Source organism: Amycolatopsis umgeniensis (assembly GCF_014205155.1).
GTDB lineage: Bacteria > Actinomycetota > Actinomycetes > Mycobacteriales > Pseudonocardiaceae > Amycolatopsis > Amycolatopsis umgeniensis.
Map to the genome: position 1 here is coordinate 142150 of NZ_JACHMX010000001.1, position 25417 is coordinate 167566.

Here is a 25417-nt window from a genome sequence, read left to right on the forward strand (position 1 = left end):
GCCGGGTAGCGCGGGCACCACCTCCCGGAGTCGGGCTGTCCTCACCACGAACCGGCGGGCTGGCCCGATGGTTCACGACGCCACGGACGGCGATGATCAACTCGATCGATCCGAAGTCGCCGAACGAAGGAAAAGTATGTCGAGAGTAAATTCCGCACGCCGCAACCTGGTCCGGGCCGCCGGTGTCGCGCTCGTAGGGGCTTTCTGCGCGATCGCGACGGCCGGGAGCGCCGACGCCGTGGTGAACGGGAGGAACTCGACCGAGCGTTACGAGTTCATGGCCTCGATCCCGGAGGTCGTGCCCGAAATGGGCAACGCCAAGGGGGTGTGCGGGGCGGTGCTTGTCCATCCGCAGTGGGTGGTGACCGCGGCACACTGCGTCGATCCGGAACGCAACCCCGCCAGGCCGGAAGGGACGGTGCGCATCGGCAGCCAGCGGCGGACTTCCGGCGGCACCGTACGCGAGATCGACCGCATGGTGCGTCATCCTGGCTACGAGCCGGGCGCGCCGAACAAGAACGACATCGCGCTGGTCCGCCTGGACCGCCCGGTCTTCCAGCGGCCGATCCGGATCGCCGATCGCCCCGGCCGCCCCGGCACGCCGACCCGCTTGATGGGCTTCGGCACCACGGTCGACACCGGCGACCTGACCAAGGTGGTGTTCCCCGAACGGCTCCAGGAACTCAACACCCGCCGCGGTGCGGAATCCGAATGCTCGCCCGGCTACGCGGACTCGACCCGGCTGTGCACGATCAGCCGCAAGCGCGACGCGATGGCGTGTATGGGCGATTCCGGCGGACCGCAGGTCCAGCGCGGGAGGGCAGGCCGCTGGGAGCTGATCGGCGTCACGTCCGGCCCCGGTGACGACGACGTTCCCTGCGCGAACGGACCCGGCCTCTACACCAGCGTGCCCGCCTACACCGATTGGATCGATCGCACCATCCACGCACGCGATTGATCTCCTCGCGCGAGTACGCTCCCCAGTAACTGGAGCCCTCGTCGCCTAGGAGCAGGCCATCGCCGCGTATTCCGGCCTCAGGTGGATCCTCCTGGCGTTCGTCCTCTGCGCCTGCAGCACGGAACCGACGACGCCAGGAGGGAACACCGCCGTGGCCGACACCGAAGCCACCGAACCCGGCACCTTCGCCGACGCGGAGCGAGAGTTCGGCAAGTGACGGACGAGCAGCTGATCGTCGAGTTCGCGCTGACCCGTCTGGACCATCCCGGCCTCGACCTCGAAGAAGTGGCCACGCTGACCGTCCGGCGGCTGGGAGAGGACCGGATGCTGGACTTCGCCGGGCGCACGCTCGCCAGCCGCGGCGAATTGCGCGGCGCCGCGTTCCCGGCCGCGGTCGAACACGTACTCCGGGTCGTCCTGACCTTGCGCGGCCCGGACGAGTGATCCTCCGTCGGCGCGGGCCGGACCCCCAGTGAAACCGGCCCGCGCCCGAAACCGCGGCGAGCCCCCTGCGACCGCCGCGAGTTCCCCGCCACCAGACCATGGTGAGGCCGGGACCGGTCCCCGCGTATGGGTACCGGGACCCCATATTCGGGCGGTGAGCGTGCCCTCCCCCGTCGTCACTCTCCGGGCACCTTCGTGTGTGCGCTGAATGTGGGGGGCCCGCCCCCATGTGCGGGTCCGGCCGAGCTGAAAGCATCACTGCCGTGACGCCCCAGCTTCCGGCGACGTCCCTGCCGCTGAAGTGGTGGGCACACGGCCAGACCCCGCGCGAACGGACATCGGTCAAACCCGCTTGGGCGGATTTGACCGAACACGCCGTCACCACGCTTCTGCCGGAGCGCCCCCCAGTCGGTGACTGGTGTGTCGAGTTCGCCGGGGTCTTCAGGTCGTTCGTCCGGGCCGCCTGCCGCGACGCTGTCCCCGAGGACCTCGCCGGCGCGGATGTCGATGCGCTCCGCCGGGGTTTCGCGGCCCAACTCGACCAGCATCTGCTCAAGCTTTCGGTCCGCACGCTGGTCCTCGAACTCCACCGGGCCCGTAACGCAGGCGCCCTTGAGGGCGAGACTCCTGAAGAGCGCTTCTCGGACTTCGTGCGCCGTCAATCCACCCCAGCCGGCCTGGTCCGCCTGTTCGGCGAGTACCCGGTCCTGGCCCGGCTCGTCGCCCAGGCCTGCCTCTACGCGGCAGAGGCCCACGCCGAGATGCTGACCCGCTTCTCCGCCGACGCCGCCGCTCTGCCCGCCTCCGTGGCGGACGGCGAACTCGGAACGCTCGTCGAGGTGACGGGCGGGATCGGCGACTCGCACGCGCGGGGACGTGCGGTCAAACTGCTCCGCTTCTCGAGCGGCGCCAGGGTGGTTTACAAGCCCCGCCCGCTGATCCTGCACGAGCGCTTCAGCGACGTCGTCGAACGGCTCAACAAGCGGCTGCCCGGCCTCGAGCTGAGGACCGCCGACGCATTGCCGCGCGACGGCTACGGCTGGCTGCGGTTCGTCGAGCACCGGCCGTGCGCCGACATCGCCGACGTCGACCGCTTCTACCGCCGCCAGGGAATTCTGCTGGCGCTCCTGCACGCGCTCGACGCGACCGACGTCCACTACGAGAACATCATCGCCAGCGGCGACCAGCCGGTGCTGATCGACATCGAGACGCTGTTCCAGCCGTCGCCGCCCGATCAGCCGGACGGTGACCCCGCGGCGGCGATGCTCGCGCGGTCGGTGCAGCGCACGCTGCTGCTCCCCCAGCTCTTCGCCGGGGAGCACGGCGCCGTCGACATCTCCGGGCTCGCGGGCCGCGGCGGCAAACTGCCCACCGACCGGGTCGATTGGGCCGATCCCGGCACCGACCGGATGCGGCTGGTCCGCGTGCCCGGCGAGCTCTCGGGCGGGAACAACCTCCCGCGTCTCGACGGCCGCGACGTCACCCCCGCCGAGCACAGCGCGGCGCTGCTGGCCGGATTCCGGCTCGGCTACGACGCGCTCTCCACCGCGCGGGACGAACTCGCCGAGCACCTCCGGCGCTGCGCCGACGACCCCATCCGGGTGCTCATCCGGCCGACGAACTTCTACTTCCGCCTGCTCGACGAAACCACCCATCCCGATCTCCTGCGCGACGCCGCCGACCGCGACCGCGCGTTCGATCTGCTCGAAGAGGATTCGGCGGGCGAGGAGAAACTGCTCCGGCTCGTGCCGCACGAACGGGCCGACCTGTGGGCGGGCGACGTCCCGATGTTCACCTCGAACCCCGGTTCGACCTCGCTACTGGATTCGCGCGGCGACAGTGTCGAAGGCGTGGTGGACCGGCCGTCGCTGGACACGGTGCTGGCGAAGGTCGCCGACATGGACCCGCTCGACCAGCGTGATCAGGAATGGCTGATCTCGGCCACGCTCGCCATCAGCACGGCGACCGCCGGGCATCACGGCGGTGGCGAGACCGTGGAAACGGCGGTGCCGAACCAGGCTCCCGACGCGGAACGGCTGCTGATCACCGCTTGCGGCATCGCCGATCACATCGTCGCCAACGCCTTCTCCGACGAGCGCCGCTCCAACTGGCTCGGGATCGAACTCGTCGACGACCGCTACTGGACCGTGCTGCCGATGGGCGCGGGACTCGGCGAGGGCTACTGCGGGGTCGCGCTGTTCCTCGCCCAACTCGCCGAACTGACCGGGATAGCGCGCTACCGCGATCTGGCCGCGTACGCGATCACCCCGCTCCCCGGCCTCTTCGCCACTCTCCGGGCAGACCGTGAGCTGGCCGCCACCGCCGGTTGCGGCGGGCTGCTGGGGCTCGGCGGCGTCGCGTACACGATCGCCCGGCTCAGCACACTGGTCGGTCTTCCGGCGGGTGACCTCATCGAGCAGGCCGTCGACCTGATGCCCGACGCCGGGCCCGGCACGCCCTCCGGGTTCACGACGGGACTCGCGGGCGGTGTCGCCTCGATGCGCTCGGTGTATGTCCAAACAGGACTGGACTCGGCGCTGGCCAGAGCGGACCGCTACACCGAGCAGCTGCTCGACCGTGGGCGTCCACAAGAGACGGGCTTCGCCCGCGGTTCCGCCGGGGTCGACTGGGTCCTGCGGGCACACGACCGGACCGGCGAAGAACCGTCCGAAAAGGCGGACGACCGGACGGAAAGCACCACCGGCTGGTGCGACGGCCTCGCGGGTGCCGCTCTCGGCCTCGCGGCTCACCTGCCCGATCCCGTTCACGCCGTGGAACTGGACCGGACGATCAAACGGCTGGCCGACGGGGCACCCCTGAAGGATCTCAGTCTTTGCCACGGCGAGTCCGGAGTGTCGGAAGTGTTGTGCGTGCTGGCGGAGAACGGGCACACTGGCGCCGCCGCCGCGGTGCGTCGCCGGACCGGTCATCTGCTCGCCGCCGTCGACCAGCGCGGTGCTCGCTGCGGGACTCCCGGCGCGGTCTCCGCGCCCGGGCTGCTGAGCGGTCTGGCGGGCATCGGCTACGGCCTGCTGCGGCTGGGATTCGGCGACCGGGTCCCGTCCGCGCTCCTGCTCCGCCCCGACCGCCCGCATCCGGCGGCCACCATCGTTCCACCGGCAAACCGAGTATGAGGAGAAAAACCGCATGTACGAAAGAGATCTGCCCGCCACCGAAGACGCCCTCGGCGCCGTGAACCTGCCGCGCGCCCTCGAGGTCGGCTCGCGCAACCACGCGCTGGCGGGCAGCAAGCCGCGGCTGAGCGCCAACCCGCTCGCCACCCTGTCCGGCGACCCCGGTTCGCCGTCCGTCGTCAGTGTCTTCACCGGCGGCTGGATCTGAGACCGGTCACGAAGGCGGGCTCGCGCCGCCCGCCTTCGTGATCAACTCTTCGCCGTAGCAGGGGAACCCGCTCGCTATAGTCACGGCGGTGGGGATCCGTTCGTCGCGGGTGATCGGTCGCGACGCCGAACTGGCCGAGCTCTCCGGAGCTCTCGATCGCGCCATCGCCGGCCGCGGCGGCGCGATCTTTCTCGTGGGCGAAGGTGGGGTCGGCAAATCCCGGCTCGCGATCGAAGCCGCTTCGCGAGCGATCGCCTCGGACGTCCCGGTCCTGCAGGGCAGGGCCAGTTCGATCGGCCCGCTCGTCCCCTTCCGGCCGCTGACCCAGGCGCTGTTGTCGCATTTCCGAGGCGGCGGACCGCCCGAGGCGGCCGAACTCGACCCGTTCATCCCGGTACTCGCGCAGCTCGTCCCCGACTGGAGCCGAGGCGACCGGCCACGGGAATCGGGCTCCCTGATGGTGCTGGCCGAAGCGGTGTTCCGCCTGCTGGCCGTCACCAGCCGCGACCGCGGCGCGCTCCTGGTCCTCGACGACCTGCAGGACGCCGACGCCGAAACTCTGTTCATCCTCGAGTACCTCGTCGACAACTTGCCCGCGGCGCAGGCCCTGTTCGTCGGCACGCTGCGCAACGAGCCCTCCGACGCCCTGCGCCTGGCGACCTCCGGCGCCCAGCGGATGAGCTGCGCCGTCCTCGAACTCGACAGGCTCGGCCTCGCCGACACCCGCGCTCTCGCCGCCGCCTGCTTGGAGACCGAGCCGGGGAACCTGCCGTCATCAGCGGCGGAGCTGTTGTGGCGCAACAGCGCCGGCCTGCCGTTCATCGTCGAGGAACTGCTTCACGGAATGGTGAACGACGGTCTGTTGGTCGAGAGCCGGGACGGCTGGCGCGTCATCGGCGAGCTCCGCGCCCGCGTACCCGCCGCGCTGGTCACCAGCTTCGGCGTCCGGATGGAACAACTCGGCGAGCAGGCGGGCGAGCTGCTTTCGGTCGCCGCGATCATCGGCCGCCGTTTCCCGCTGTCGGTCGTGCAAACGGTCACGGGCACGAACGACCGGACCCTGCACAACCACCTGAGCGCGGCGGTGTCGGCGAACCTGGTGACCACCGACGAGACGACACCCGGTTGGTACGCCTTCCGGCATCCGCTGACCGCGGAGGCGCTGCTGGAGCGCCAAGCCCCGGCACGGAAGGCGGCGCTCGCCCGTCAGGCCGCCGATGCCGTCGAGAAGCTGTACCCGGGCCTGCCCGGCGATCTGTGCGCGCTCGTCGCGTCGCTGCGGCTGACAGCGCTGGACGAGCGGGCGGCGGGTCACCTGTTCGCGGAAACCGGTCGCCGCGCCCTCGACGCCGGTGCCGCGGACTCCGCGGTCACGATGCTCACCAAGGCCGTCGACCTGCTGTCCGGGGCCGACGCGGGTGATCGGGCCGAGGTGCTGGAGACGCTGCTGTACGCACTCGGGCAAACCGGCCAATTCGACCGCGCCGTCGAACTGTCCGCGGGTTTCGGCGAGATCGGGACACTCGAACGAGCCGCCAAACTGCACACCCAGCTGGCGTGGGCCGCCTACATCGCCGGGCGGCACGACGAATGCCTCGGCCAGATCGAACGCGCCCGCGCTCCCCTGGGTTCGGCGATCTCGCCTGCTCAGCAAGCCGCGCTCGACGCCGTCGAAGCGAATCTCTGGCTCGACGTCCCCGGCCGGACAGGCACCGCGGAACGGCTCGCGCGCCAGGCCTGGAAAGTGGCCGAGGAGACCGAGCAGCCCTTCGTCGTCTGCCAGGCTCTTCAAGTGCTCGGCATGCTCGCGCTGCCGCGGGACCTCACCGAGTCCGAGCACTACATGCAGCTCGCACGGCGGACCGCCGAGGACAACCACCTGCACCACCTCCGCACCCAGGCACTGGTCCGGCTCGGCGGGCATCGCGTGCTGATGAACGGCGACGAACAGACCCTGCTGCTCGCCCGCGCCGACGCCCAGCGGCACGGCTCGATCACGCTGCACTGCGCCGTTGACGCCGTGCGCACCATGCACGCCGTCCTGCGCTGCGAGTTCGGGACGGCGCACGAGCTGCTGGAGGAGAACCTCGCCGTACTCGGCAGGCTCCGGTTGACCGCGTTGCTGCAGTACGCGCATATGACCAGGGCGATGTCGGCCGGACACCGGGCGGACCGTCCGGCGATGGAACAGGCGCTCGAGGACTTCCGGGAAAGCGGTGGCGAGAACGCGCAAGAGAAGGTGCTCAGCATCGGGCTGGCGCGTGTCTTCTGCTCACTGCTCGAGGAGGACTTCGACCGCGCGCGCCGGGAACTCGAGCAGGTGACCGAGCTGGAGGACCTGCGGCCGAGCCGGTTCCACCTCGCCGGCCAGCACGGCCTCAGGACGCTCGTCGACACCCTCGGCGGCGCCGACTGCCCGGAAACCGGATCCGCCGTGAGCGGGATGCGATGGAACCGGCAGTTCGTCGAATTCGCGCACGCCGTCGAACACGGCAGACGAGGCGACGCGGCGGAAGCCGGCCGGTCGGTGGCCGCCGCGCTGGAGACGTCCGCGCCCTACCCCCTGGCCCGGCACCTCGGGCTCCGGCTGATCGCCGAACCGGCCGCCGCCGACGGCTGGGGCGATCCCGCGGGCTGGCTCAAGGAGGCCGAGGAGTACTTCCACGGCAGGGACATCCAGGCGGTCGCCGGCGCCTGCCGGAGCCTGCTGCGCAAGCTCGGCGCGCCCGTCCGGCAGCGGCGGGCGGGTGTCGACCGGGTCCCCGGCGACCTGCGCGCGTCCGGTGTGACCGTGCGCGAGTACGAGGTGCTGGTGCTGCTCGCCGAGCGGATGGGCAACAAGGACATCGGCACCCGGCTGCACATCTCTCCCCGGACGGTCGAGAAACACGTGGCGAGCCTGCTCGCCAAAACCGGGCTCGCCGACCGGTCGGCCCTCGCCGAACACGCCGCCGCACTGCGACCTGGCATGCTGTGATCCATGAGCGACCTCACCGTGTACGGCGCCGGCTGGTGCCCCGACGTCAAACGCAGCCGCGCCCTGCTCGACTCGAAGGGTGTCGAGTACGCCTACCTCGACGTCGAAGCGGACGCCGGTGCCGAAGAGACCGTGCGCGGACTGCAGAACGGTGAACGGCGGATCCCGACCATCGTCTGGCCGGACGGCACCCACCTGGTCGAACCGAGCGACGACGAGCTCACCGCGCATCTGAACCGATGACCCTTCCGGACGTCCCGGTCGGCACGAGGGTCGTCGTGCGGTACCGGATCGAAGGCGGGTTCACCGACGCGCTCGGCTACCTGCGCTCCCGGGACGACGCGGAGTGCACCGTGGAGACCAAACGCGGTCTGGCGACGATCCGGCTGGCGGACATCGTCCTGGCCAAGACCGTGCCGCCTCCGCCGGTTCGGCGTGGCTCTCGTGAGTGACAACGGCGGTTAGGGCGAAGCGTGTCTTGAGTACCTGCAGTCACGTGTGTTGCTCGTCTGATCACACGTGACTGCCGTGCAATTCCGTGAAGGACTCCTTGCCTACTCTGAGGGTAGTGAAGGAGGCCTTCACGGACTTACGGACCGCCATGTACTTCAAGCGACCAGGGCACCGAACCGTGGCGGTTCGGCGAGGACTCAGGCGAGTGGCTTGTCCAGCACTGCCTTCACGTGGCTGAAGTTGTCGATCGAGTAGCGGCCGTGATAGCGGCCCATTCCGCTCTCCCCCACCCCGCCGAACGGCAGTTCGGGCGCCGCGAGATGGATGATCGCCGCGCCGAACACCAGACCGCCCGACGACGTCTCCGTCTCGATCCGGCGCTTCGTTTCGTCCGATTCGGTGAAGGCGTACAACGCCAGCGGCTTGTCGCGTTCGTTGACGAACGCCAGCGCCGCGTCGACGTCGGGGACGTCGATGATCGGCAGGATCGGGCCGAAGATCTCGTCCTGCATCACCGGGGCGTCCGGGGAGACGCCGGTGAGCACGGTGGGCGCGATGTACTTCTCGTCGCGGTCGGCCTTGCCGCCGACGACCGCGGTTCCGTCGTCCAGCAAGGCGGCGAGCCGGTCGTAGTGCCGGGTCGAAATGATCCGGCCGTAGGTGTCACTGGTTGCGGGGTCCTCGCCGAACATCCCTTCGACGGTCTCGGCGAGGTGCTCCGCCAGCTTCGGGCCGGTGCCGCCGATCGCGAGGACGTAGTCGGGCGCGACGCAGGTCTGGCCCGCGTTCGCGAACTTGCCGTAGGCCAGCCGTTGCGCGGTCACGGCGAGATCAGCGCCCGGCTCGACGATCGCCGGGCTCTTCCCGCCCAGTTCGAGCGTGACCGGCGTGAGGTGCTTCGCCGCCGCGGCCATGACGATCCGGCCGACGGTGCCGTTCCCGGTGTAGAAGATGGTGTCGAACTTCTGCTCCAGCAACGCCGTCGTCTCCGGGATCGCGCCCTCGACCACGCGGACGCCTTCGACGTAGTCGGGCAGATGCTCGGCGATCGCGGCCGAAGTGTTCGGCGACAGCTCGCTCGGCTTCACGACCGCGCAGTTACCCGCCGCCAGCGCTCCGACCAGCGGCGCCAGCACCAGTTGCAGCGGGTAGTTCCACGGCCCGATGATCAACGCGACGCCGAGCGGTTCGCGGACGACGCGGCCGGAGCCGGGCCGCAGGGTCCGGGGCAGCTCGGCGGGCTCCGGATCCAGCCACGAGTCGAGGTTCTCCAGCGTGTGGTCGATCTCGTTGCGCACGAGCGCGATCTCCGCGCGTTTGGCCTCGACGGCGTTCTTGCGAAGGTCGGCGTAGACCGCCTTGAGGAAGACGTCCGCCTGTTCGGACAGGAGCGAACGCAATCCCATGAGCTGCTTCCGCCGCCAGGACACCGGTTTCGTGACGCCGGAACGGAAGAGGTCACGCAGCTCACCGACGACTGCGGTGGCATCACTGCTTGTCATGGATCCGAGCCTAACAACGTGGTCTGAAATCCGCCTCGAGAGAGCTGAAGGGCGCTTTCCCCGCATGGCATGCGGGAAAAGCGCCCTTCACCTCATGAGACGCGGGGAAAGCGTCCTTCAGCCCCCGGGCGCTACGGGTAGCTGACCAGGTTGCTCGGCGTGGTCCCCGGCGGGGTCACCGCCCCCGCGTCGTTGATCACGTGGGTGATGGTCCCCTTGTAGTTCAGCGAAACCGTCACCAGGTTGTGGAACCGGACGCCGGAGCGGTTCGGCACCTCGAACGCGTGGTACAGGTTCACCGCGGGGTTGTCGTTGAAGAAGCAGTAGCTGCCCAGGCCCCACGCCTCGTGCGAGGTCACGTTGTCCCCCACCTTGTAGGCGGCGTATCCGTTGAGCCCGTTGGGACTCTTCCAGCCCGCTTGATCCGGGACGTCGTAGGGGATCTCGTTCTGGAAGAAGATCGTCCGGCCGTTCTGGCCGTTCCAGATCACCTGGTACTTCTGGTAGTGCTCGACGAACAGACCGGTCGCCAGCACGTTGTCGCCGTTGACGACCACCCCGGTGTCGCCGGTGTTGACCGTCCAGCCGTAGGTGCCCGCGTTGCCGTGGTCTGCCCGCCAGGCCCAGATGTGGTCGATGATCGTGTCACGGCTGTTGACGATCAGGCTGTTCGTCGCCTTCCCCGCGATCTGACCGCCGATCCGGAAGAACACGTCCTGCAGGGTCGTCGGGTTGGCCGAGTGGTTCGCCGTCGAACCCGCCGGGCCGACCGTCAGCAGCGACTGCGAGTTGGTGGTGCCCGCGTCGAACAGCAAGCCCTTGAGCCGGACTCCGTCCACGTCGGCGACCTTCATCGCGTCGACGCCGTTGTCCGGCACCAGCGTCGGATAGCCGACGCCGAGGACGACGGTGTTGGCCTTGGTCACGTTCAGCGTCTGGTTGAGGTGGTAGACGCCCGGCGTGAAGAACAGGTTGCACCCCTGGGAAAGGGCGTTGTTGATCGACGACGCCGTGTCCCCCGCCTTCACGACGTAGAACTGGCTCATCGGCAGCGAACTCCCCTGCGTGCCGCCGTTGGCCCAGCTCGGCCCGGAGGCGTTGGTACGCAAGGAGGGCAGGAAGACGCGGTACTTGCCGGAACCGTCGAGGTAGAGGTACGGGACGTCGCGCGACACCGGCGTGGTGCCGAGCGTGGTCTCCGGCGGGTTCGGGAAGGTGTTCGCCGGGGCGCCGTTCGTCCCGGAGAAGACCATGTTCCAGACGCCGCCTTCCCAGCTGCCGTAGCTGCTGTCACGCGTGTACCACTGCTGCTGCGAGATCGACGCCGTCTTGCCCGAGACCTTGCTGTCGGCGGTGTACCCGCCGCTGGCGAAGCCGTAGCTGGCCGGGAAGAGGTTGAGCCCGCCGCGGATGTCCATCCGCCGGAACGGCGCGGCCTGCGCGACGGCCCAGCGGGTCGCGCCGCTGCTCGGCACGACGGCCAGGTTCTCCGTCGAACGCCAGAAGTTCTGCAGCGCCACACCCTTGTCCGACTCGTTGAACGCGTCGACGGTCACGTCACCGTTGATGACGACGTCCCCCGGGTTCTGCCCGAGACCCGCGACAGACGTGTAGTAGCCGACATCGTCGTGAATGCCGTTGTACACGCCGGGCTTGAACAGATGCGCGTACCGGCGTTCGGTGAACTGCGCGGTCAGGGTGTCCTTCTGCGCGTTGAAGTCCGCGTCGAGCTTGCTCTGGATCGACGACGCCGACATGCCCGGGTCGAAGATCCGCACGTTCGGGCCGAAATCCGGGACCTCGGCTTGAGCCGGACAGGTCGCCTGTGTCGATCCGATCGTGTAGCTCGCCGACGCCACCGGCGAGTTCGCCGAGCCCGGCTTGAGCGCGATCGCGGAAACCGTCGAGGACGCGGAGACCGTGATCGGCCCGGTGTACTGAGTGGACGACGCCGTCGGCGTCGATCCGTCCACTGTGTACCGGATGGTCGCGCCCGCGGTCGCGGTCGACAACGTCACCGAGCGAGCGCTCGGATAGCTGCCGCCCGGCGGGTCGAATGTCGGCGAAGCGACGGTCGTGCCGCTGCCGCCGTGCGTGTAGCCGAAATGCGGGGTGTCGTACTGCGGCCCGCTCTTCTCGTAGGTGAACCAGTAGTCGAGCACCGTGCCGGCGGCCAGCGAACCGACGGTGTGCCGCCAGGTCCCCCCGCTGTCGGTCATCCGGACGTTCTGCTGGCCCACGCCCGGGACACCGGTGTAGTGGATGTCGACGTACCGCGCGGTCGTCGCCGGGGTGAAGGAGAACTGCGCCTGGGTCGCGTTCAAGGACGCGGCGCTCTGGCTGTAGTCGGCGGCCGCGGCGGTGGCACCGCCGAGACCGGCCGCGATCAGGAGCGCGGAAAGGCCGAGGGCGAGCACGCCCCGAACCCCTTTCCGCCGCTTGGGCTGCACAAAGATCCGGTCCACGTCGTGACACCTCCGGCGTTGGAAATCCACGGGCGAAGCAATTCGTTGCGCGCCACAACAAAGTAGCCGTCCGTGCCATATGTCCAGATCACGCTTCGGTAACAGTGGTGGTCCAAACCACTGACTGGGCCAGAAGACGGCGCGATAGACGGCCGTTCGGCGTCACCGAACGGCGCGATCGGGCGCCTGTCAGCTGTCGGGGACGACGTAGAGCGTCGAAGCTTCCCCACCGTGCATGGCGCTCAGGCTGGCCCGGCAGGCCAGGAGCACCTCTCGGTTCGCGACCGTGTCCGGCGGGACGCCGCAGCCGTCGCAAGAGAGCTCGACCGATCCCGGGAAGTCCTCGACGACCTCGACGTCGACAGTGCGATCGCACCGGCGGCACCACCGGTGCCCGGTGACGACCAGGACGTGCATCGGATCGGAGACGCACTCATGCACCCAGCAGCGGTGGACGTAGCAAGTGGTCCGCACGTGCGCGCTCAGCCCGTGTTCCTCGGCCACGTCTTCCGCGGCGAGGATCGCGGCCAGCCGCCGGTCTTCGATCTCGCCGTACCGGTCCCGGCGCCGGGCCGGCGGTGCCGCGTCCGCCTCCGCGAGCAGTCTGAGATGAGCCCTCGAGTGTGGCGAAGTACGAAGCACCATGTGGGTCTCAACCTTTCGGCGTCCACGGGAAGTCTTATCAGGTCACTTCCGATTTCGCCGGAGTGACACCCGACCGGGCGACAAGAGACTGGCCCGTTTGTACGGCCCTTGTATTCGCGCTGCTCATGCTGACCGGACAACGGGTGAGTTCGTTCAGGAGGCAGGAATTGTTGACCAAGGTAGCCGTGCTCGCGACAGCGACCGCGCTCTCGTTCGGTGTGGCCGCACCGGCCAGTGCCGAAGTGACCGCGGCCGCGTTGCCCGCGGCCAGCATGGAAGCGGTGCTCAAGGCCGCGCAGATCGACCCGCGCCGGGCGGACAGCGCGCTGACCCCGGGTGCCAAGGACAGCGTGCTGCTGGTGGAGCAGGCGCTGGCCGCCAAGGGATTGCTCGACCAGCAGTACGTCGACGGCCACTTCGGCACGTCGACGATCAACGCGTACTCCAGCTACCAGAAGTCGCTGGGGTACACCGGGATCGACGCCTCCGGCTTGCCGGGCAAGACGTCGCTCGAGAAGCTGGGCGACGGCCGGTACACGGTGACCGCGACGGTCTCGGCGGGTAGCCGCCTGACCTATCACGGCAAGACCATGAACACCCGGACCAAGGCGATGCTGGTGAAGGCCGAGGCTCTGCTCGGCAGGCAGTTCACCATCACGCAGGGCTCGTACAACCCTGGCGGCGTCGGCGCTTCGGCCGGTACGCACGACGGTGGCGGCGCGCTCGACATCGGCGTCGAGGGCATGTCCTCGGCCACGCGGACCGACGTCGCGCGAAAGCTTCGCCAGGTGGGCTTCGCGGCTTGGATCCGGACACCGGCTCAGGGCTTCGCCTACCACATCCACGCCATCGCACTGTCCGATCCGGACTTGTCGTCCGGTGCTCAGCACCAGGCCGGCGACTACTACCTCGGCTACAACGGCCTCGCGGGCCGTGGTTCCGACGACGGCCCCGCCGTCTCGCCGAAGCTCACCTGGGAGGAGTACCAGCGCGCGTGACCCGGTTCCCGAAGGCCACCTTTCGCCGGCGTTGATCACCGGCGAAAGGTGGCCTTCGGGCCGTCCGTGGACGCCCGGGTAGGCTTCGGCGCGACGGCAAAACCAGTGGGAAGGGAACATCGCGTGGAGGATCGACCGGTCGGTCAGTGGCTCGACGAGCTGGCTTCGAAGGCCTCGACGCCCGGTGGTGGCGCGGCGGCCGCGATGAACGCCGCCGTGGGTGCCGCACTGGTCTCCATGGTGTGCAACCTGACCATCGGCAAGCCGAAGTACGCCGAGCACGAGGCGACGATGACCGAGGCGCTCGCCAAGGCCGAAGACCTTCGCGGTCGTGCGCTCGGCCTCGCCGCCGACGACGCCGCCGCGTTCGACGCCGTGGTCTCCGCGTACAAGCTCCCGAAGGCCACCGACGAGGAGAAGCAGGCCCGCAGCGCCGCGATCCAGGCCGCCCTGGTCGGCGCCGCCGACGTCCCGCTGCGGACGGCCGCCCTCGCCGCCGAGGTCATCGACGTCGCCGCCTCGATCCTCGAAGGCGCCAACACCAACGTCATCTCCGACATCGCGGTCGCCGCCTCCTCCGCCAAGTCGGCTCTCGAATCGGGCGTGGTCAACGTCGAGGTCAACCTCGCGTCGATGTCGGACGAGCAGCTCCGCAAGGAGACCGAGGCCCGCCTCGCCGAGTACACCCCGGCCGCCGGGCGTGCCGACGCTCTCATCGCCCAGGTTCGCGAGAGGATCGCCCGATGACGCTGATCGACGGGCGCGCGATCGCCGCCGCCATCACCGCCGAGGTCACCGAGACCGCCGCCAAGCTGCGCGAATCGGGCACCGTTCCGACGCTGGCCGTGCTGGTGCCGACCGACGACGACGCCACCGCCTGGTACGTGCGCTCGATCGAACGCGCCGCGAAGAAGGTCGACATCGACTGCCGCGTGGTCAAGCTGGAGAACCCGACGGGCGAGGACGTCACCCGCGAACTCGACAAGCTGTCCGCGGACCCGTCGGTCCACGGCATCATCTGCCAGACCCCCCTGCCCGAAGGTGTGACGCTCGACCACGTCGGCGCGCATATCGACCCGGCCAAGGACGTCGACGGCGCCAACCCGGTCAGCCTCGGCCGTCTCGCCGCGGGCCTCCCGACCTACGCGCCCGCGACCGCCGCCGCGGTACTGGAGATCCTGAAGCGCGAGCAGGTCGCGCTGTCCGGTGCCCAGGTCGCCGTCGTGGGCCGCTCGACCGTCGTCGGCAAGCCTGCCGCGCTGCTATTGCTCGGCGAGAACGCGACAGTGACCGTCTGCCACTCCCGCACGAAGGACCTCGCGGCGGTCACCAAGACCGCCGACGTCCTGGTCGTGGCCGTGGGCCGCGCGCACTTCGTCGGCGCGGACCACGTCAAGCCCGGCGCCGTGGTGATCGACGTCGGCACCAACCCGACCCCCGAAGGCGGGCTCGTCGGCGACGTCGACCAGGCCGCGGTCGAGGAGATCGCGGGCTCGATCACGCCGGTCCCCGGCGGCGTCGGCCCGGTCACCACTTCGCTGCTGCTGCGGCACACGGTCACCGCCGCGCAGGCCTGACCCCCGAGCCGACGACGGCGGCCACGGTCTTCCGGACCTGGGCCGCCTCCGGCCTGGCACCCGTACGATCGGCGAACAGCAGATGTGTCGCGCCGATGAGCGTGGCTGCCAGCGTATCGACGTCGGCGTTCTCGCCGATCCTGCCCGCATCGCGTTCGGCCTTGAGATAACCCGCGATCATCACGGCCGCCTGCGTCAGCACCGGGACCCCGGCCGGCCACTCGCGACGCAACCGGGCACGGAGTTCGTCGCGGAAGATCACCAGCGGGACGATCGCGACCGCGACCGACTCGAACACCGCCGTGAGTGCCGCCGCCAGGTTGTCGACCACCGTTCCGGTGCCGACAGCCTTCCGCAGGCTCTCTTCGTCCAGCTTCTCGATCCGGTCCAGCACGAACTCCGCGAGGAACGCGTCGAAGTCGTCGAAATGCCGGTGCAGCACGCCTTTCGCGCAGTCAGCCTCTGTGGTCACGGCGCGGCTGGTCAGGCCGCTCGGCCCGTCCCGCAGCAGGACCCGTTCAGCGGCGTCGAACAACTGCGCGCGCACGGCGCGCAGGGCTACCCCGGTCGGCATACGGCTCCTTCGCGTTGACGAGTGGGCATGTGCCCACTTAAGGTGGGCACATGCCCACTCTACCTTCGGGGCAAGAGCCTCACCGTCATCGACAGGCCGCGGAATCCTTCGGCGTGGACGCCGAACGCTACGACCGGACCCGGCCCGCCTATCCCCCGGAACTCATCGAACACCTCACCGCGACCGCTCCCGGCCGCGAAACCCTCGACGTCGGCGTCGGCACCGGGATCGAAGCGCGCCAGCTCCAGGCGGCGGGCTGTCACGTCCTGGGCGTCGAACCCGATCCGCGGATGGCCGAGTTCGCCCGCCGCGGCGGGATCGACGTCGAGGTCGCGAAATTCGAAACCTGGGATCCCGCCGGGCGCCGGTTCGACCTGCTCGTCTCCGGGCAGGCCTGGCACTGGGTCGACCCGGTGGCGGGAGCCGCCAAGGCCGCCGAAGTGCTGCGGCCCGGCGGTCTCTGGGCCGCGTTCTGGCACGTGCCCGAACCACCGGAAGAGGTCACGGACGCCTTGGCGGACGCGTACCAGCGGTTCGTTCCCGACGCCCCGATCGACCTCAAGAGTGTGCCGAAACAGCCCGCCGACCCGTACGGGCCGCTCATCGCGAAGGTCGCAGACGGTCTGCGCGAAGCAGGCGGGTTCGGTGAACTGGAGCGAATCCGCCACGACTGGGAACGCATCCACACTCGCGACGAATGGCTGGACCAGCTTCCGACGTTCGGCTCGCTCACCTGGGTCGAACCCGTTGCACAGCACAAGATCCTCGCCGAAGTCGGCGAGGCGATCGACCGGATGGGCGGCCGGTTCACCACCCGCTATGCCACCGTCGCGATCACCGCGGTCCGGGACTGACTCGCCGGTGACAGGAGCCGCGCCGCTCCCGCCACCGGCGTCCGTCAAGGCGTGACGGGAACATTGGTCAGCCCGTTCACCGCCCTGGACACGGTGTTGGACGCGTAGACGACGTTCGGCCGTTCCGAGCACTTCGACGTCGACGTGATCTTGATGGCGTACTGGCCCACGCCGCCGAGATCGGATTTGTTGCCCCGCCAGACGTTCCCGCAGCCGTTCGGGAACGACGGGGTGGTCCCGGGGTTGTGCGTCTCGTAGCCGTTCACGAACGTCCCCGGCGAGGCGAACGTGCCGGTGTTGTCCTCGATGACGTAACCGAATCCCTTGACGTCGACCCAGGAATCGGCCGAGTTCTGCCCGGACACCCCTTGACCGTCGAAGGTGTTGCCGCGGATGACGCCGCCCTCGGTGCCTTCCTTGACGTCGATGCCTTCCGCGGCGACGTACGGTCCGATGTGGTTGCCGAGGACCTGGATCCGGTCACTGCGGTCGACCCCGCCGGAGTTCCCGTGGCACGCCCAGTTCGAGTTCGCCGAGCCGAGGTAGACGCCCTCGCCGTAGCCTGCCTGTACGAGACCGGTGTGGCTGATCGTCGAGTCACGGATGACGCTGTCGGCCGAAGAACGCCGGAAGTGAACGGCTTCCTCGTCGATCCGGTGAACCCGCACACCGTCGATCACGGTGTGGTGCGAGTTGTCGGCGACGATGCCCTTCTTCGACTCCTGCACGGTGAAACCCTCGAGGTGCCAGTACGGTGCGCCATAAAGCCAGAATCCGTACCCGGAGTCCCAGCCCGCCGTCGGCGCCGGGCAGGACGGCGCCTCACCCGAGGGGCCGTCGTTGATCAGAACCGCCGTCGATGGCCCGGTCACCGTGATCGGCGCGCCGGCCGTCCCGGGTTTCATGGCCACGAAGGAACCCAGGTAGGTTCCGGCGGCCAGCCGGATGGTCTGCCCGGGGCTCGCGGCGGCCAGCGCGGACTGAAGCTCCGCCGCGGTGTCCACCTCGACGACGTCACCCGACGGGGTGGTCGTGGTGGTCGTTGGTGGCTTGCTCGTGGTCGTGGTGGTCGGCGACGCGGTGGTGGTCGGCGCTCCTCCCCCGCACGGGCTTCCGTTGACCGTGCACCCGGTCGGCAGGCCCAGTCCGGCGGTGTTGAAGCCGAACGTCGCCGTCCCACCGGGTTTGACCGTGCCGTTGAAGCCCGCGTTGGTGACCTTGTAGTGCTGCCCGGTCCTGGTCAGCACCGAACTCCACGACGTGGTGATCGCGGTCCCCTCGGGGAGATCGAATTCGATCGTCCACTGTGTACTGTTCGCGTCCCCGGCGTTGGTCAGCGTGTACTTCCCGCCGTAGCCGCTGTCCCAGGACGAGCTCTGGGCGAACGCGGCGGACAGGCTGGGCGCGGCGGCCTCGGCGGTGACGACGGCGCCGGACAGGCCCACCGCCGACGCCGTGGCCGCGATCGCGGCGAGCAGTCGTTTCCTCGTCATTCCGTGCCTCCGCATTTCGTTCCGGCGATCGAGCACGCGACCGGCAGTCCCTGACCGGCGGCGTTGAAGCCGAACGTCGCCGTGCCGCCGGGTTTGACGCTTCCGTTGTGCGTCGCGTTCCCGAACCGGTAGTGCCGGCCGGTCTTGGTCAGGACCGAACTCCAGGAACTGCTGACCGTCGTCCCCTCGGGCAGGTCGAACTCGACCACCCAGGAGCCCACCGCGGCCGAACAGGTGTTGGTGACGGTGAAACCGGCGCCGTAGCCGCTGTCCCACACCGACTTGCGGGCGAAAGCCGCCGTCAGGCAGGCGCCGGGATTCGACGTGGTCGTGGTGGACGGCGTCGTCGTGGTGGACGTCTGACCTGTCGACGAGGACGGCGGGGTCCCGTCGACGGACTTCAGGAACAGTGACGAAGCGGCGTCGGTCTTGGTCGCGTCGACCCCGTGTCCTCCGGTGTAGTCCCGCTGCTCGTTCTTCGCCCAGTCGGCGATCGGTGTGCCACCCGCGTCGAGGTGCTTGTACGCCGTGCCGTCCCACCCGAAGGCGTAAACGCGGTGCCGGTCGCCGTAGAAGTCGTTATACGGGCCGTTGTCCACGAGCTGCTTGGTCATGGCGTTGTTGAAGAACACGTTCCGGGGGCCGGTGGCACCCGACCATTTGACGGCCTTCTTGCCCGCACCCCACCAGATCGGGAACCAGTTCGAGTCGTCGGGACCGCCGCCGCCCTCTTCACCGCAGTTGGCCCGGCAGTTCCCGGAGCGGTGCGCGTACGGGACCTTGACCGTGTTGAGCTCGAAGAGGTTGTTGCGCTCCCAGCCGCCGTGCAGGTTCAGGTCGGAGTCGAACGAGTTGCCGATCACCACGTTGCCCGCGGCGGACCACTGGAAGGTGAAGTGCCGCAACAAGGTGGAGGTGTTCCCGGCGTAGATCGAATCCCAGACCCGGGAGCCGCGGAAGTACCCGTTGCCACCCTTGCCCTTGTTCCACGAGCCGTTGAGTTCGTTGTCGACGATCTGGAGGTTCTTGGCCTCCTCCGTGACGATCGGGTGTGACCCGGTCATGTCCGCGCGGATGCCGCGGACCCAGGAGTTCGCAGCCCACTTGAACACGATCCCGTGCATCTCCGCTGCGGGTGCCATGTTCCCGTAGTTGTTGTTCGCCTCCGTGGGATTCAGACCCGGCATCTCCTGGGTGAATCCGAGGTTCTCGAAGCCGACGCCGAGCACCGGGTCCACCAACGGTGCCGCCTTCGAGTCGTAGGTGGCGCCGTCGATCGGGGCCGAACCGTCCGAAGTGGAGTTCACCGGGACGTCGTACTCGAGCGGTTTGTCGAGCGTGATGGTGCGCGCGGCCGTATCGAGAGCCGCGATGGTGAAGATCTGCTGGCGCATGTGCATGTTCAGCAACGGGAACGTGGTCGGCGTCGCCTGCTGCTGCTCGTAGAACTTCTGCGAGTTGGCCGCGCGGATGTTGACCAGGTTCCCGGCGGCGAGCGAAGTCAGGGCGCCGCCGCCCGCCAGATGGACGACCCGGTCCCCCGTCCGCGCGGCGAACGCGGTGTCACCGGGCTTGCCCCGCAGCTTCACCCCGGCCTTCCAATGGACGTTGACGGTGCCCTCGAAGATGTCCTTGCGGTTGGCGGGCGCCGAGGCGTGGTCACTCGCGTAGGACGAGTGCACTCCCCTGGACTGGACGCGGAACAGCCCGCGTCCCGGCCACAACCAGCCGCCCTTGCCCGCACCCGAGGTCATCCCGTCCTCGTCCCAGTCGGAACCGTCCGGGGTGAGCGTGTCGTACTGCGTGTTCGCGTCGGGTTTGTAGACGAATTTCGTCGCGTCCTTGCCCGCGCCGCGCAGGATCAGGTAGTCGGCGTCGACGTGGATCTCGTGGGTGACGTCGAACCGGCCTGCCGGGAAGGTGATCGTGCTCAGTTTGGTGTAGCTCCCGGACGGCGAGCACGCGCTCTTGACCCCGTCGATCGCCGCCTGGATCCCGTTCGTGTCGTCGGCGCCGTCGTCGGGTTTGACGTTGTACTGGCCCGCCAGTTCCGCGGCGGTGACCTGGCAAGTGGCGTTCGGATTCACTTCACCGGAGCCGGGCAGGGCGGCGCCGCCCCGGTATCCGGCCTTGGACCAGTCGTAGAGCCCCGCAACAGGTGCGCGACGGTTCGCCGCGCCGACATCGAGGCCGGTCAGCGCGCCGGGCCCCGGTGCCGCGTCCGCCAGGTCGGGCGGTACTTGCAGGAGCGCGGCGGTGGCGACCACGGCGGCGATCGCCGGGAGGACGACACGACGAAGAGGACTTTTTCGGGACACCCGAAACCTCCGTGACGGACTGACGGAAGGTGTTGCGGCGTGTACACCCGGACACAGCCTTTATAGTTCACGTCCCTGTCACCCGTCAACGGATGTGAATAACGTCCACGTATGTGAACGCGATGAGTTTCGGGGTCCACCGGGGTTGTCACGTCGAACTCTACGAAAGGAACACCCCATGAGTACCGACGAAAGCCGGATCCGCGCGCTCATCGAGAACTGGGCCAAGGCCGTGCACGCCGGCGATCTCGACGCCGTTCTCGCCGAGCACACCGGCGACATCGTGATGTTCGACGTCCCGCCGCCCTACGACGGCGTCCTCGGCATCGACTCCTACCGTGAGACCTGGCCGTCCTTCTTCACGTGGCAGGCGACGGGCGCGTCGTTCGAGATCGTCTCGCTCGACGTCACCGCGGGCGAGGACGTCGCGTTCGCGCACGCCCTGCTGCGCTGCGGCACGGCCGAGGAATTCGAGCGGAACCCGGCGAACCGGTTGCGGCTGACCTTCGGGCTGCGCAAGGAATCCGGCCGCTGGCTCGTCGCACACGAGCACCATTCGTTCCCGATCGAGATCGCCTAGGGCTCAGTTCTCACCGGAACGGAACCGGTCGAGCACACGGCGTTCCCGTTTGGTCGGGCGTCCCGCGCCCCGCTCCCGCCGCGCGACCGGCACGGCGGATTCGGGCGGCGGCGCGGGCGTCCGGTCGATGAAGCAGGTCGCGGCGTCGGCGGCACCGACGCGCTTCTGGATCACCCGCGTCACTTCCAAGATCCGCGTGGTGTCGTTGACCCGGGCGCGCACCTCGTCGCCCGCGACGACCGCTGTCGCGGGCTTGGCCGGTTTGCCGTTCACGCGCACATGGCCGCCACGGCACGCGGCGGCAGCGTCCGGACGCGTCTTGGTCAGCCGGACGGCCCACAGCCAGCGATCAACTCGAGTGGACTCCACAGCAGTACATAGTGGCCCATCCACCGGCATGATGCCCGCCTGCCTGCCCCAACCGCGCCGAAAGAAACTTCACTTTCATTGCCTCCCAGCATGGCCACAGGTATAACTTGTTCTAAATCCCTCAACGGTGAGGAAGATCACGTGAGCGACGAAACCATGTGGAGAAGCGCTTCCGGACAGTTATCCCGCCGCCTGTTTATTGCAGGAACTGGTTCTATCTTGGGAGCCGCGGCCCTGGGCGGGACCGCCTCGGCGCGGAGTTCGATCGCCGACGCCGCGCGGATCCCGGCACTCGTCATCGGTTCCGGATACGGCGGTTGCGTCGCCGCGCTCCGGCTCGCCGAAGCGGGTGTCGACGTCCACCTGGTCGAGCTCGGCAAGGCGTGGGACACCCCCGGCACGGATGGCAAGATCTTCGCCAACACCACCAAGCCGGACTACCGCTCGTTCTGGTTGCGGACCAGGACCAAGCAGCCCTTGAGCAACTTCCTCGGCTTCCCGATCGACAAGGACGTCCCGCGCCACACCGGCATCCTCGACGCCGAGGAGTTCAGCGGCATCACCGTCTACCAGGGACGTGGCGTCGGTGGCGGCTCGCTGGTCAACGGCGGGATGGCGGTCACGCCGAAGCGCGAGAACTTCGGCTCCGTCCTGCCGACGGTCAACGCCGACGAGATGTACGGCGTCTACTACCCGCGAGCGAACGCGGGCCTCGGCGTCGCCACCATCGACCAGAACTGGTTCGAGACCGCCGAGTGCTACCAGTACGCGCGGGTCGGCCGGAAACACGCACAGCGGTCGGGTTTCCCGTTCCTGTTCGTTCCGGACGTGTACGACTGGGACTACATGAAGAAGGAGCAGGCGGGAACGGCTCCGAGGTCCGCGCTGGCCGGGGAGATCCTCTACGGCAACAACGCGGGCAAGAAGTCGTTGCAGCAGACCTATCTCCCGCGGATCAAGGCGACGGGACGGGTGACGATCTCGTCGCTGCACCGCGTCACCTCGGTCGCGCCGGCGTCCGGTGGCGGGTACACCGTGGTGATGGAGCAGCTCGACACCGCGGGGACGGTGACCGCGACGAAATCCGTGACAGCGGACAAGGTCTTCTTCGCCGCGGGCAGCGTCGGCACGAGCAAACTCCTGGTCAAGCTCAAGGCCACCGGTGCGCTGCCCAACCTCAGCAACGAGGTCGGAAAGGGCTGGGGCGACAACGGGAACGTCATGTGCGGCCGGGCGAACCACATGTGGGACGCCACGGGCGCGCTGCAGTCGTCCATCCCCACCGCGGGCATCGACAACTGGGCCGCGGGCGGCGCGTTCGCCGAGGTCGCGCCGCTGCCGACGGGTATCGAGACCTACGCCTCGTTCTACTTGTCCATCACCAAGAACCCCAAGCGGGCGGCGTTCTCGTGGAACGCGAGTACGAACAAGGTCGACCTCGACTGGCAGACCGCTTGGAAACAGCCGTCGATCGACATGGCGAAGACGATCTTCGACAAGATCAATTCCAAGGAGGGGACGATCTACCGGACCGACCTCTTCGGGGTGTACAAGATCTGGGGCGACCATCTCACCTATCACCCGCTCGGCGGGGCGGTGCTCGGCAAGGCGACCGACAATTACGGCAGGCTCCAGGGCTATCCGGGGCTCTACGTGATCGACGGCGCGCTGATCCCGGGTAACACGTCGGTGAACCCGTTCGTCACCATCACCGCGCTGGCGGAGAGGAACATCGAAAAGATCGTCGCCACCGATCTCTGACACCGTCCGGGGCGCGGGTGCTTCTCGTTCACGGCACCCGCCGCCCCGTTTCCGGTAGCGTGGCGGCATGCTGGACTACGGCCTCGACCTGTCCGGTGTGGAGCGTGACGTCGCTCTGCTCGCTGACTCCGTCCGGAGGCCCACTTGGGCGTGGCAAGACGAGAACTGTCGCTCTCGTGAGGGGTGAGGCAATCGTGGCGTGTTCGCGGGTAGGAGTGGCGGCGGGATGACGGTGTCCTTCGCCGCGTCCGAATGCCCATCGGCCGTGTCGCGAAAGCCACTTTCGGGACGTCTGATGTCTCGAAAGTGGCTTTCGCGACATCCGACCCACCCCACGCGGTCTGATCCTTCAGCCCTGGCTGGGAACGGGATCATCCAGGACAAAAGTGTTGTGAAAGCCACTTTCACAACCTTGACCGTTGCGAAAGTGGCGTTCACAACGCCCGCCCTGCGAACGAAACACGGCACGGCCGTCGGCGAACACGCTCAGAAGTGGCTGGAGATCGCTCGCGTTTTCCTCTGAGCGCTCAAATCTTCGGAAGAACGCAAACGGTGTCGATCCCCAATACATGGTTCAGCCGCCCGAAAGCGAGCCAAGCACCGATGCTCATGCTCAATTCGACGATTTCCGCCTCGGTGTAGTACTCGCCCATCCGCTTCCAGAATTCGTCGTCGAGGCCGTGGTGGTCGAGTGCGTAACGCTCCGCGTACTCGGCCGCCAACCGGGTCCGTTCGTCGAACAACTCGGTGGTGCGCCACTCGGTCACCGCGTCGGCGAACTCCTCCTCCACTTTCACGCCATCGCGTTCGGTACGCCAGTCCAGGCAGAAGACACAGCCGTTGATCTGCGCGGTCCGCAGCCGTGCCGCCTCGAACTCGCGGAGCCCCAAGGTGGTGTGCGAGTAGACAGCGAGCGAGTAGTTCGACGCCGCGACGCCGATGCCGGGCACCATCTCACCCCAGACGTAGCCGATCGGATCCTTGCCCTCGGGAATGTCGATGTTCATCGCGCGCTCCTTCCGAGCTTGCCGGTCGCCGGTCGCAGGGGGACGTCCAGTGCGTCGTAGAGCCCAGGTTTGGCGTCCACGAGCCAGTCGATGGCGCCGACCAGCCTGCCGACCGCGGTCGCGTTGCCGCCGGCGGACCGGTTCTCGCCCTCGTCGGTGGCCTCGACCGAGACCTCGATCCGGGGTCGGCCCTCGATGATCACCCGGTGCGCCCCGTCACCGCTGGGCGGTTTCGGCCAGTCCGGCGCACACGACGCGTGGATGCGGGTGACGTGCTCGATGACGATGCGGGGTTCGCCGTCCACGATGCCCTGCACTTCGAACCGGACGGCTCCCTGTGTGCCCGCCTCGAATTCGCCCATCGCCCGGGTGGTCACGGTTTCCTCGAGCGGACGGCGGTCGAGCGTCTCGCGGATCTCGTCCAGGTCGACACCGAGACCACGGGCGATCAGCCGCACCTGCCCGCCCCACACCATGGTGGGGACCGACGGGGCCAGCATCGGCGGCTGGTAGTCCATCGGCTGTCCCATACCGACCAGGTAGCGGACGGAATCCGGCTGGTCGTAGGTGGAGTAGTCGAAGATCTCCTGGCAACGGACAGCGTCGACGGTGGTCCCGAGCCCGCTGATCAGCAACGGCAGGATGTCGTTGCCCCAGCCCGGATCGACGCCCGAGACGAACAGTGAGCCGCCACCCTCGGCGATCGCCGCGAGCACCGGTTCCCGCAGTTCCTCCGGCGCGTTGCGCTGGTCGTACAGCGCGTAGAGCGCGGGTGTCACCACCACCGCCCCCGCCCGGATCGCGCGGACGATGTCGGCCAGCGCTTCGGCGGGCCGGATGTCGCCGGACGCCGCGTACACCACCGCCCTCGGCCCCGCCGCCAGCACGGCTTCGACGTCATCGGTCGCCGCCACCCCGAATTCACCGTCGACACCGGCGAGCGCGGCCGCGTCGCGGCCCACCTTCGCGGGGTCGTGCACGAGCACACCGGCGAGTTCCAGTGCCGGATGCGCGTCGACGGCGCGGAGGGAGGCACGGCCGATGTTGCCTGTACCCCAGACAACTGTGGGAATCATGGAGTCGAGGTTAACCGAATAACG

Annotated in this window: 23 protein-coding genes; 13 read left to right on the top strand and 10 right to left on the bottom strand. The window is 68.7% G+C overall.

Annotation, left to right across the window (positions count from 1 at the left end; genetic code table 11):
• Positions 1–136: 136 nt before the first annotated feature.
• Positions 137–958 carry a S1 family peptidase gene (locus HDA45_RS00635; protein ID WP_184891348.1) on the top strand — a complete coding sequence of 274 codons (822 nt, stop codon included), beginning with the start codon at positions 137–139 and terminating at the stop codon, positions 956–958.
• Positions 959–1003: 45 nt separating this feature from the next.
• On the opposite strand, the gene HDA45_RS42670 is transcribed toward HDA45_RS00635, so the two are convergent.
• On the bottom strand, positions 1004–1129 hold the full coding sequence (locus HDA45_RS42670) for a hypothetical protein (RefSeq protein ID WP_281400642.1): 126 nt from the start codon (positions 1127–1129) through the stop codon (positions 1004–1006).
• Positions 1130–1171: 42 nt separating this feature from the next.
• Between HDA45_RS42670 and HDA45_RS00640 the strand changes: the two genes are divergently transcribed.
• The 6 genes from HDA45_RS00640 to HDA45_RS00665 all read left to right on the top strand — a co-directional run bounded on the left by HDA45_RS00640 (position 1172) and on the right by HDA45_RS00665 (position 8173).
• Positions 1172–1402, top strand: a complete 231-nt coding sequence (locus HDA45_RS00640; protein ID WP_184891349.1) for a hypothetical protein — start codon at positions 1172–1174, stop codon at positions 1400–1402.
• Positions 1403–1665: 263 nt separating this feature from the next.
• Entirely contained in the window at positions 1666–4536 is a 2871-nt protein-coding gene (locus HDA45_RS00645; RefSeq protein WP_184891350.1) for a type 2 lanthipeptide synthetase LanM, read from the top strand.
• A 13-nt stretch (positions 4537–4549) separates the two neighbouring features.
• Positions 4550–4744, top strand: coding sequence for a hypothetical protein (locus HDA45_RS00650; protein WP_093935228.1), 195 nt, complete (start codon positions 4550–4552; stop codon positions 4742–4744).
• A gap of 88 nt (positions 4745–4832) precedes the next feature.
• On the top strand, positions 4833–7721 hold the full coding sequence (locus tag HDA45_RS42975; RefSeq protein WP_184891351.1) for an AAA family ATPase: 2889 nt from the start codon (positions 4833–4835) through the stop codon (positions 7719–7721).
• A gap of 3 nt (positions 7722–7724) precedes the next feature.
• Positions 7725–7964 (top strand): glutaredoxin family protein, encoded by a 240-nt coding sequence (locus HDA45_RS00660; protein WP_184891352.1) that lies wholly within the window; start codon positions 7725–7727, stop codon positions 7962–7964.
• Complete coding sequence (locus HDA45_RS00665) at positions 7961–8173, top strand: putative acetyltransferase (protein ID WP_184891353.1); 213 nt, start codon at positions 7961–7963, stop codon at positions 8171–8173. Before HDA45_RS00660 ends, HDA45_RS00665 begins: the two co-directional genes overlap by 4 nt.
• Positions 8174–8371: 198 nt before the next feature.
• Here the strand turns inward: HDA45_RS00665 and HDA45_RS00670 are convergent, their stop codons facing one another.
• From HDA45_RS00670 to HDA45_RS00680, 3 genes are all read right to left on the bottom strand, one after another.
• A complete protein-coding gene (locus tag HDA45_RS00670) occupies positions 8372–9742 on the bottom strand; it encodes an aldehyde dehydrogenase family protein (protein WP_281400643.1) in 1371 nt (456 codons plus the stop codon).
• 65 nt (positions 9743–9807) lie between these two features.
• Positions 9808–12141, bottom strand: a complete 2334-nt coding sequence (locus tag HDA45_RS00675; RefSeq protein ID WP_184891355.1) for a chitobiase/beta-hexosaminidase C-terminal domain-containing protein — start codon at positions 12139–12141, stop codon at positions 9808–9810.
• A 189-nt stretch (positions 12142–12330) separates the two neighbouring features.
• Positions 12331–12786, bottom strand: a complete 456-nt coding sequence (locus HDA45_RS00680) for a hypothetical protein (RefSeq protein ID WP_184891356.1) — start codon at positions 12784–12786, stop codon at positions 12331–12333.
• Between the two features lie 167 nt (positions 12787–12953).
• Between HDA45_RS00680 and HDA45_RS00685 the strand changes: the two genes are divergently transcribed.
• From HDA45_RS00685 to HDA45_RS00695, 3 genes are all read left to right on the top strand, one after another.
• A complete protein-coding gene (locus HDA45_RS00685) occupies positions 12954–13784 on the top strand; it encodes a peptidoglycan-binding protein (protein WP_184891357.1) in 831 nt (276 codons plus the stop codon).
• Positions 13785–13907: 123 nt separating this feature from the next.
• Entirely contained in the window at positions 13908–14531 is a 624-nt protein-coding gene (locus tag HDA45_RS00690) for a cyclodeaminase/cyclohydrolase family protein (RefSeq protein WP_184891358.1), read from the top strand.
• Entirely contained in the window at positions 14528–15361 is an 834-nt protein-coding gene (locus HDA45_RS00695; protein WP_184891359.1) for a bifunctional 5,10-methylenetetrahydrofolate dehydrogenase/5,10-methenyltetrahydrofolate cyclohydrolase, read from the top strand. Before HDA45_RS00690 ends, HDA45_RS00695 begins: the two co-directional genes overlap by 4 nt.
• Here HDA45_RS00695 and HDA45_RS00700 read toward each other — a convergent pair.
• Positions 15342–15935: a TetR/AcrR family transcriptional regulator gene (locus HDA45_RS00700; protein ID WP_184891360.1), complete on the bottom strand. Its 594-nt coding sequence runs from the start codon at positions 15933–15935 to the stop codon at positions 15342–15344. The two genes, HDA45_RS00695 and HDA45_RS00700, sit on opposite strands and share 20 nt — an antisense overlap.
• A 113-nt stretch (positions 15936–16048) precedes the next feature.
• On the opposite strand from HDA45_RS00700, the gene HDA45_RS00705 reads away from it, so the two are divergent.
• Positions 16049–16789 carry a class I SAM-dependent methyltransferase gene (locus HDA45_RS00705; RefSeq protein WP_343072282.1) on the top strand — a complete coding sequence of 247 codons (741 nt, stop codon included), beginning with the start codon at positions 16049–16051 and terminating at the stop codon, positions 16787–16789.
• A 44-nt stretch (positions 16790–16833) separates the two neighbouring features.
• On the opposite strand, the gene HDA45_RS00710 is transcribed toward HDA45_RS00705, so the two are convergent.
• Both HDA45_RS00710 and HDA45_RS00715 read right to left on the bottom strand, forming a co-directional pair.
• Positions 16834–18282, bottom strand: a complete 1449-nt coding sequence (locus HDA45_RS00710) for a cellulose binding domain-containing protein (protein WP_184891362.1) — start codon at positions 18280–18282, stop codon at positions 16834–16836.
• Complete coding sequence (locus HDA45_RS00715; RefSeq protein ID WP_343071954.1) at positions 18279–20600, bottom strand: cellulose binding domain-containing protein; 2322 nt, start codon at positions 20598–20600, stop codon at positions 18279–18281. The genes HDA45_RS00710 and HDA45_RS00715 overlap by 4 nt, the downstream gene beginning before the upstream one ends.
• A gap of 178 nt (positions 20601–20778) precedes the next feature.
• Between HDA45_RS00715 and HDA45_RS00720 the strand changes: the two genes are divergently transcribed.
• Entirely contained in the window at positions 20779–21180 is a 402-nt protein-coding gene (locus tag HDA45_RS00720) for a YybH family protein (RefSeq protein WP_184891363.1), read from the top strand.
• Positions 21181–21183: 3 nt separating this feature from the next.
• On the opposite strand, the gene HDA45_RS00725 is transcribed toward HDA45_RS00720, so the two are convergent.
• On the bottom strand, positions 21184–21549 hold the full coding sequence (locus HDA45_RS00725) for a S4 domain-containing protein (protein WP_184891364.1): 366 nt from the start codon (positions 21547–21549) through the stop codon (positions 21184–21186).
• Positions 21550–21768: 219 nt separating this feature from the next.
• On the opposite strand from HDA45_RS00725, the gene HDA45_RS00730 reads away from it, so the two are divergent.
• The gene (locus tag HDA45_RS00730; RefSeq protein ID WP_184891365.1) at positions 21769–23310 is read left to right on the top strand and encodes a GMC oxidoreductase; all 1542 of its coding nucleotides are present in this window, start codon (positions 21769–21771) and stop codon (positions 23308–23310) included.
• 527 nt (positions 23311–23837) lie between these two features.
• Here the strand turns inward: HDA45_RS00730 and HDA45_RS00735 are convergent.
• Together HDA45_RS00735 and HDA45_RS00740 are read right to left on the bottom strand one after the other, a co-directional pair.
• Complete coding sequence (locus tag HDA45_RS00735; RefSeq protein ID WP_184891366.1) at positions 23838–24317, bottom strand: carboxymuconolactone decarboxylase family protein; 480 nt, start codon at positions 24315–24317, stop codon at positions 23838–23840.
• Positions 24314–25393, bottom strand: a complete 1080-nt coding sequence (locus HDA45_RS00740) for an NAD(P)H-dependent amine dehydrogenase family protein (RefSeq protein ID WP_184891367.1) — start codon at positions 25391–25393, stop codon at positions 24314–24316. The genes HDA45_RS00735 and HDA45_RS00740 overlap by 4 nt, the downstream gene beginning before the upstream one ends.
• Between the last annotated feature and the right edge of the window lie 24 nt (positions 25394–25417).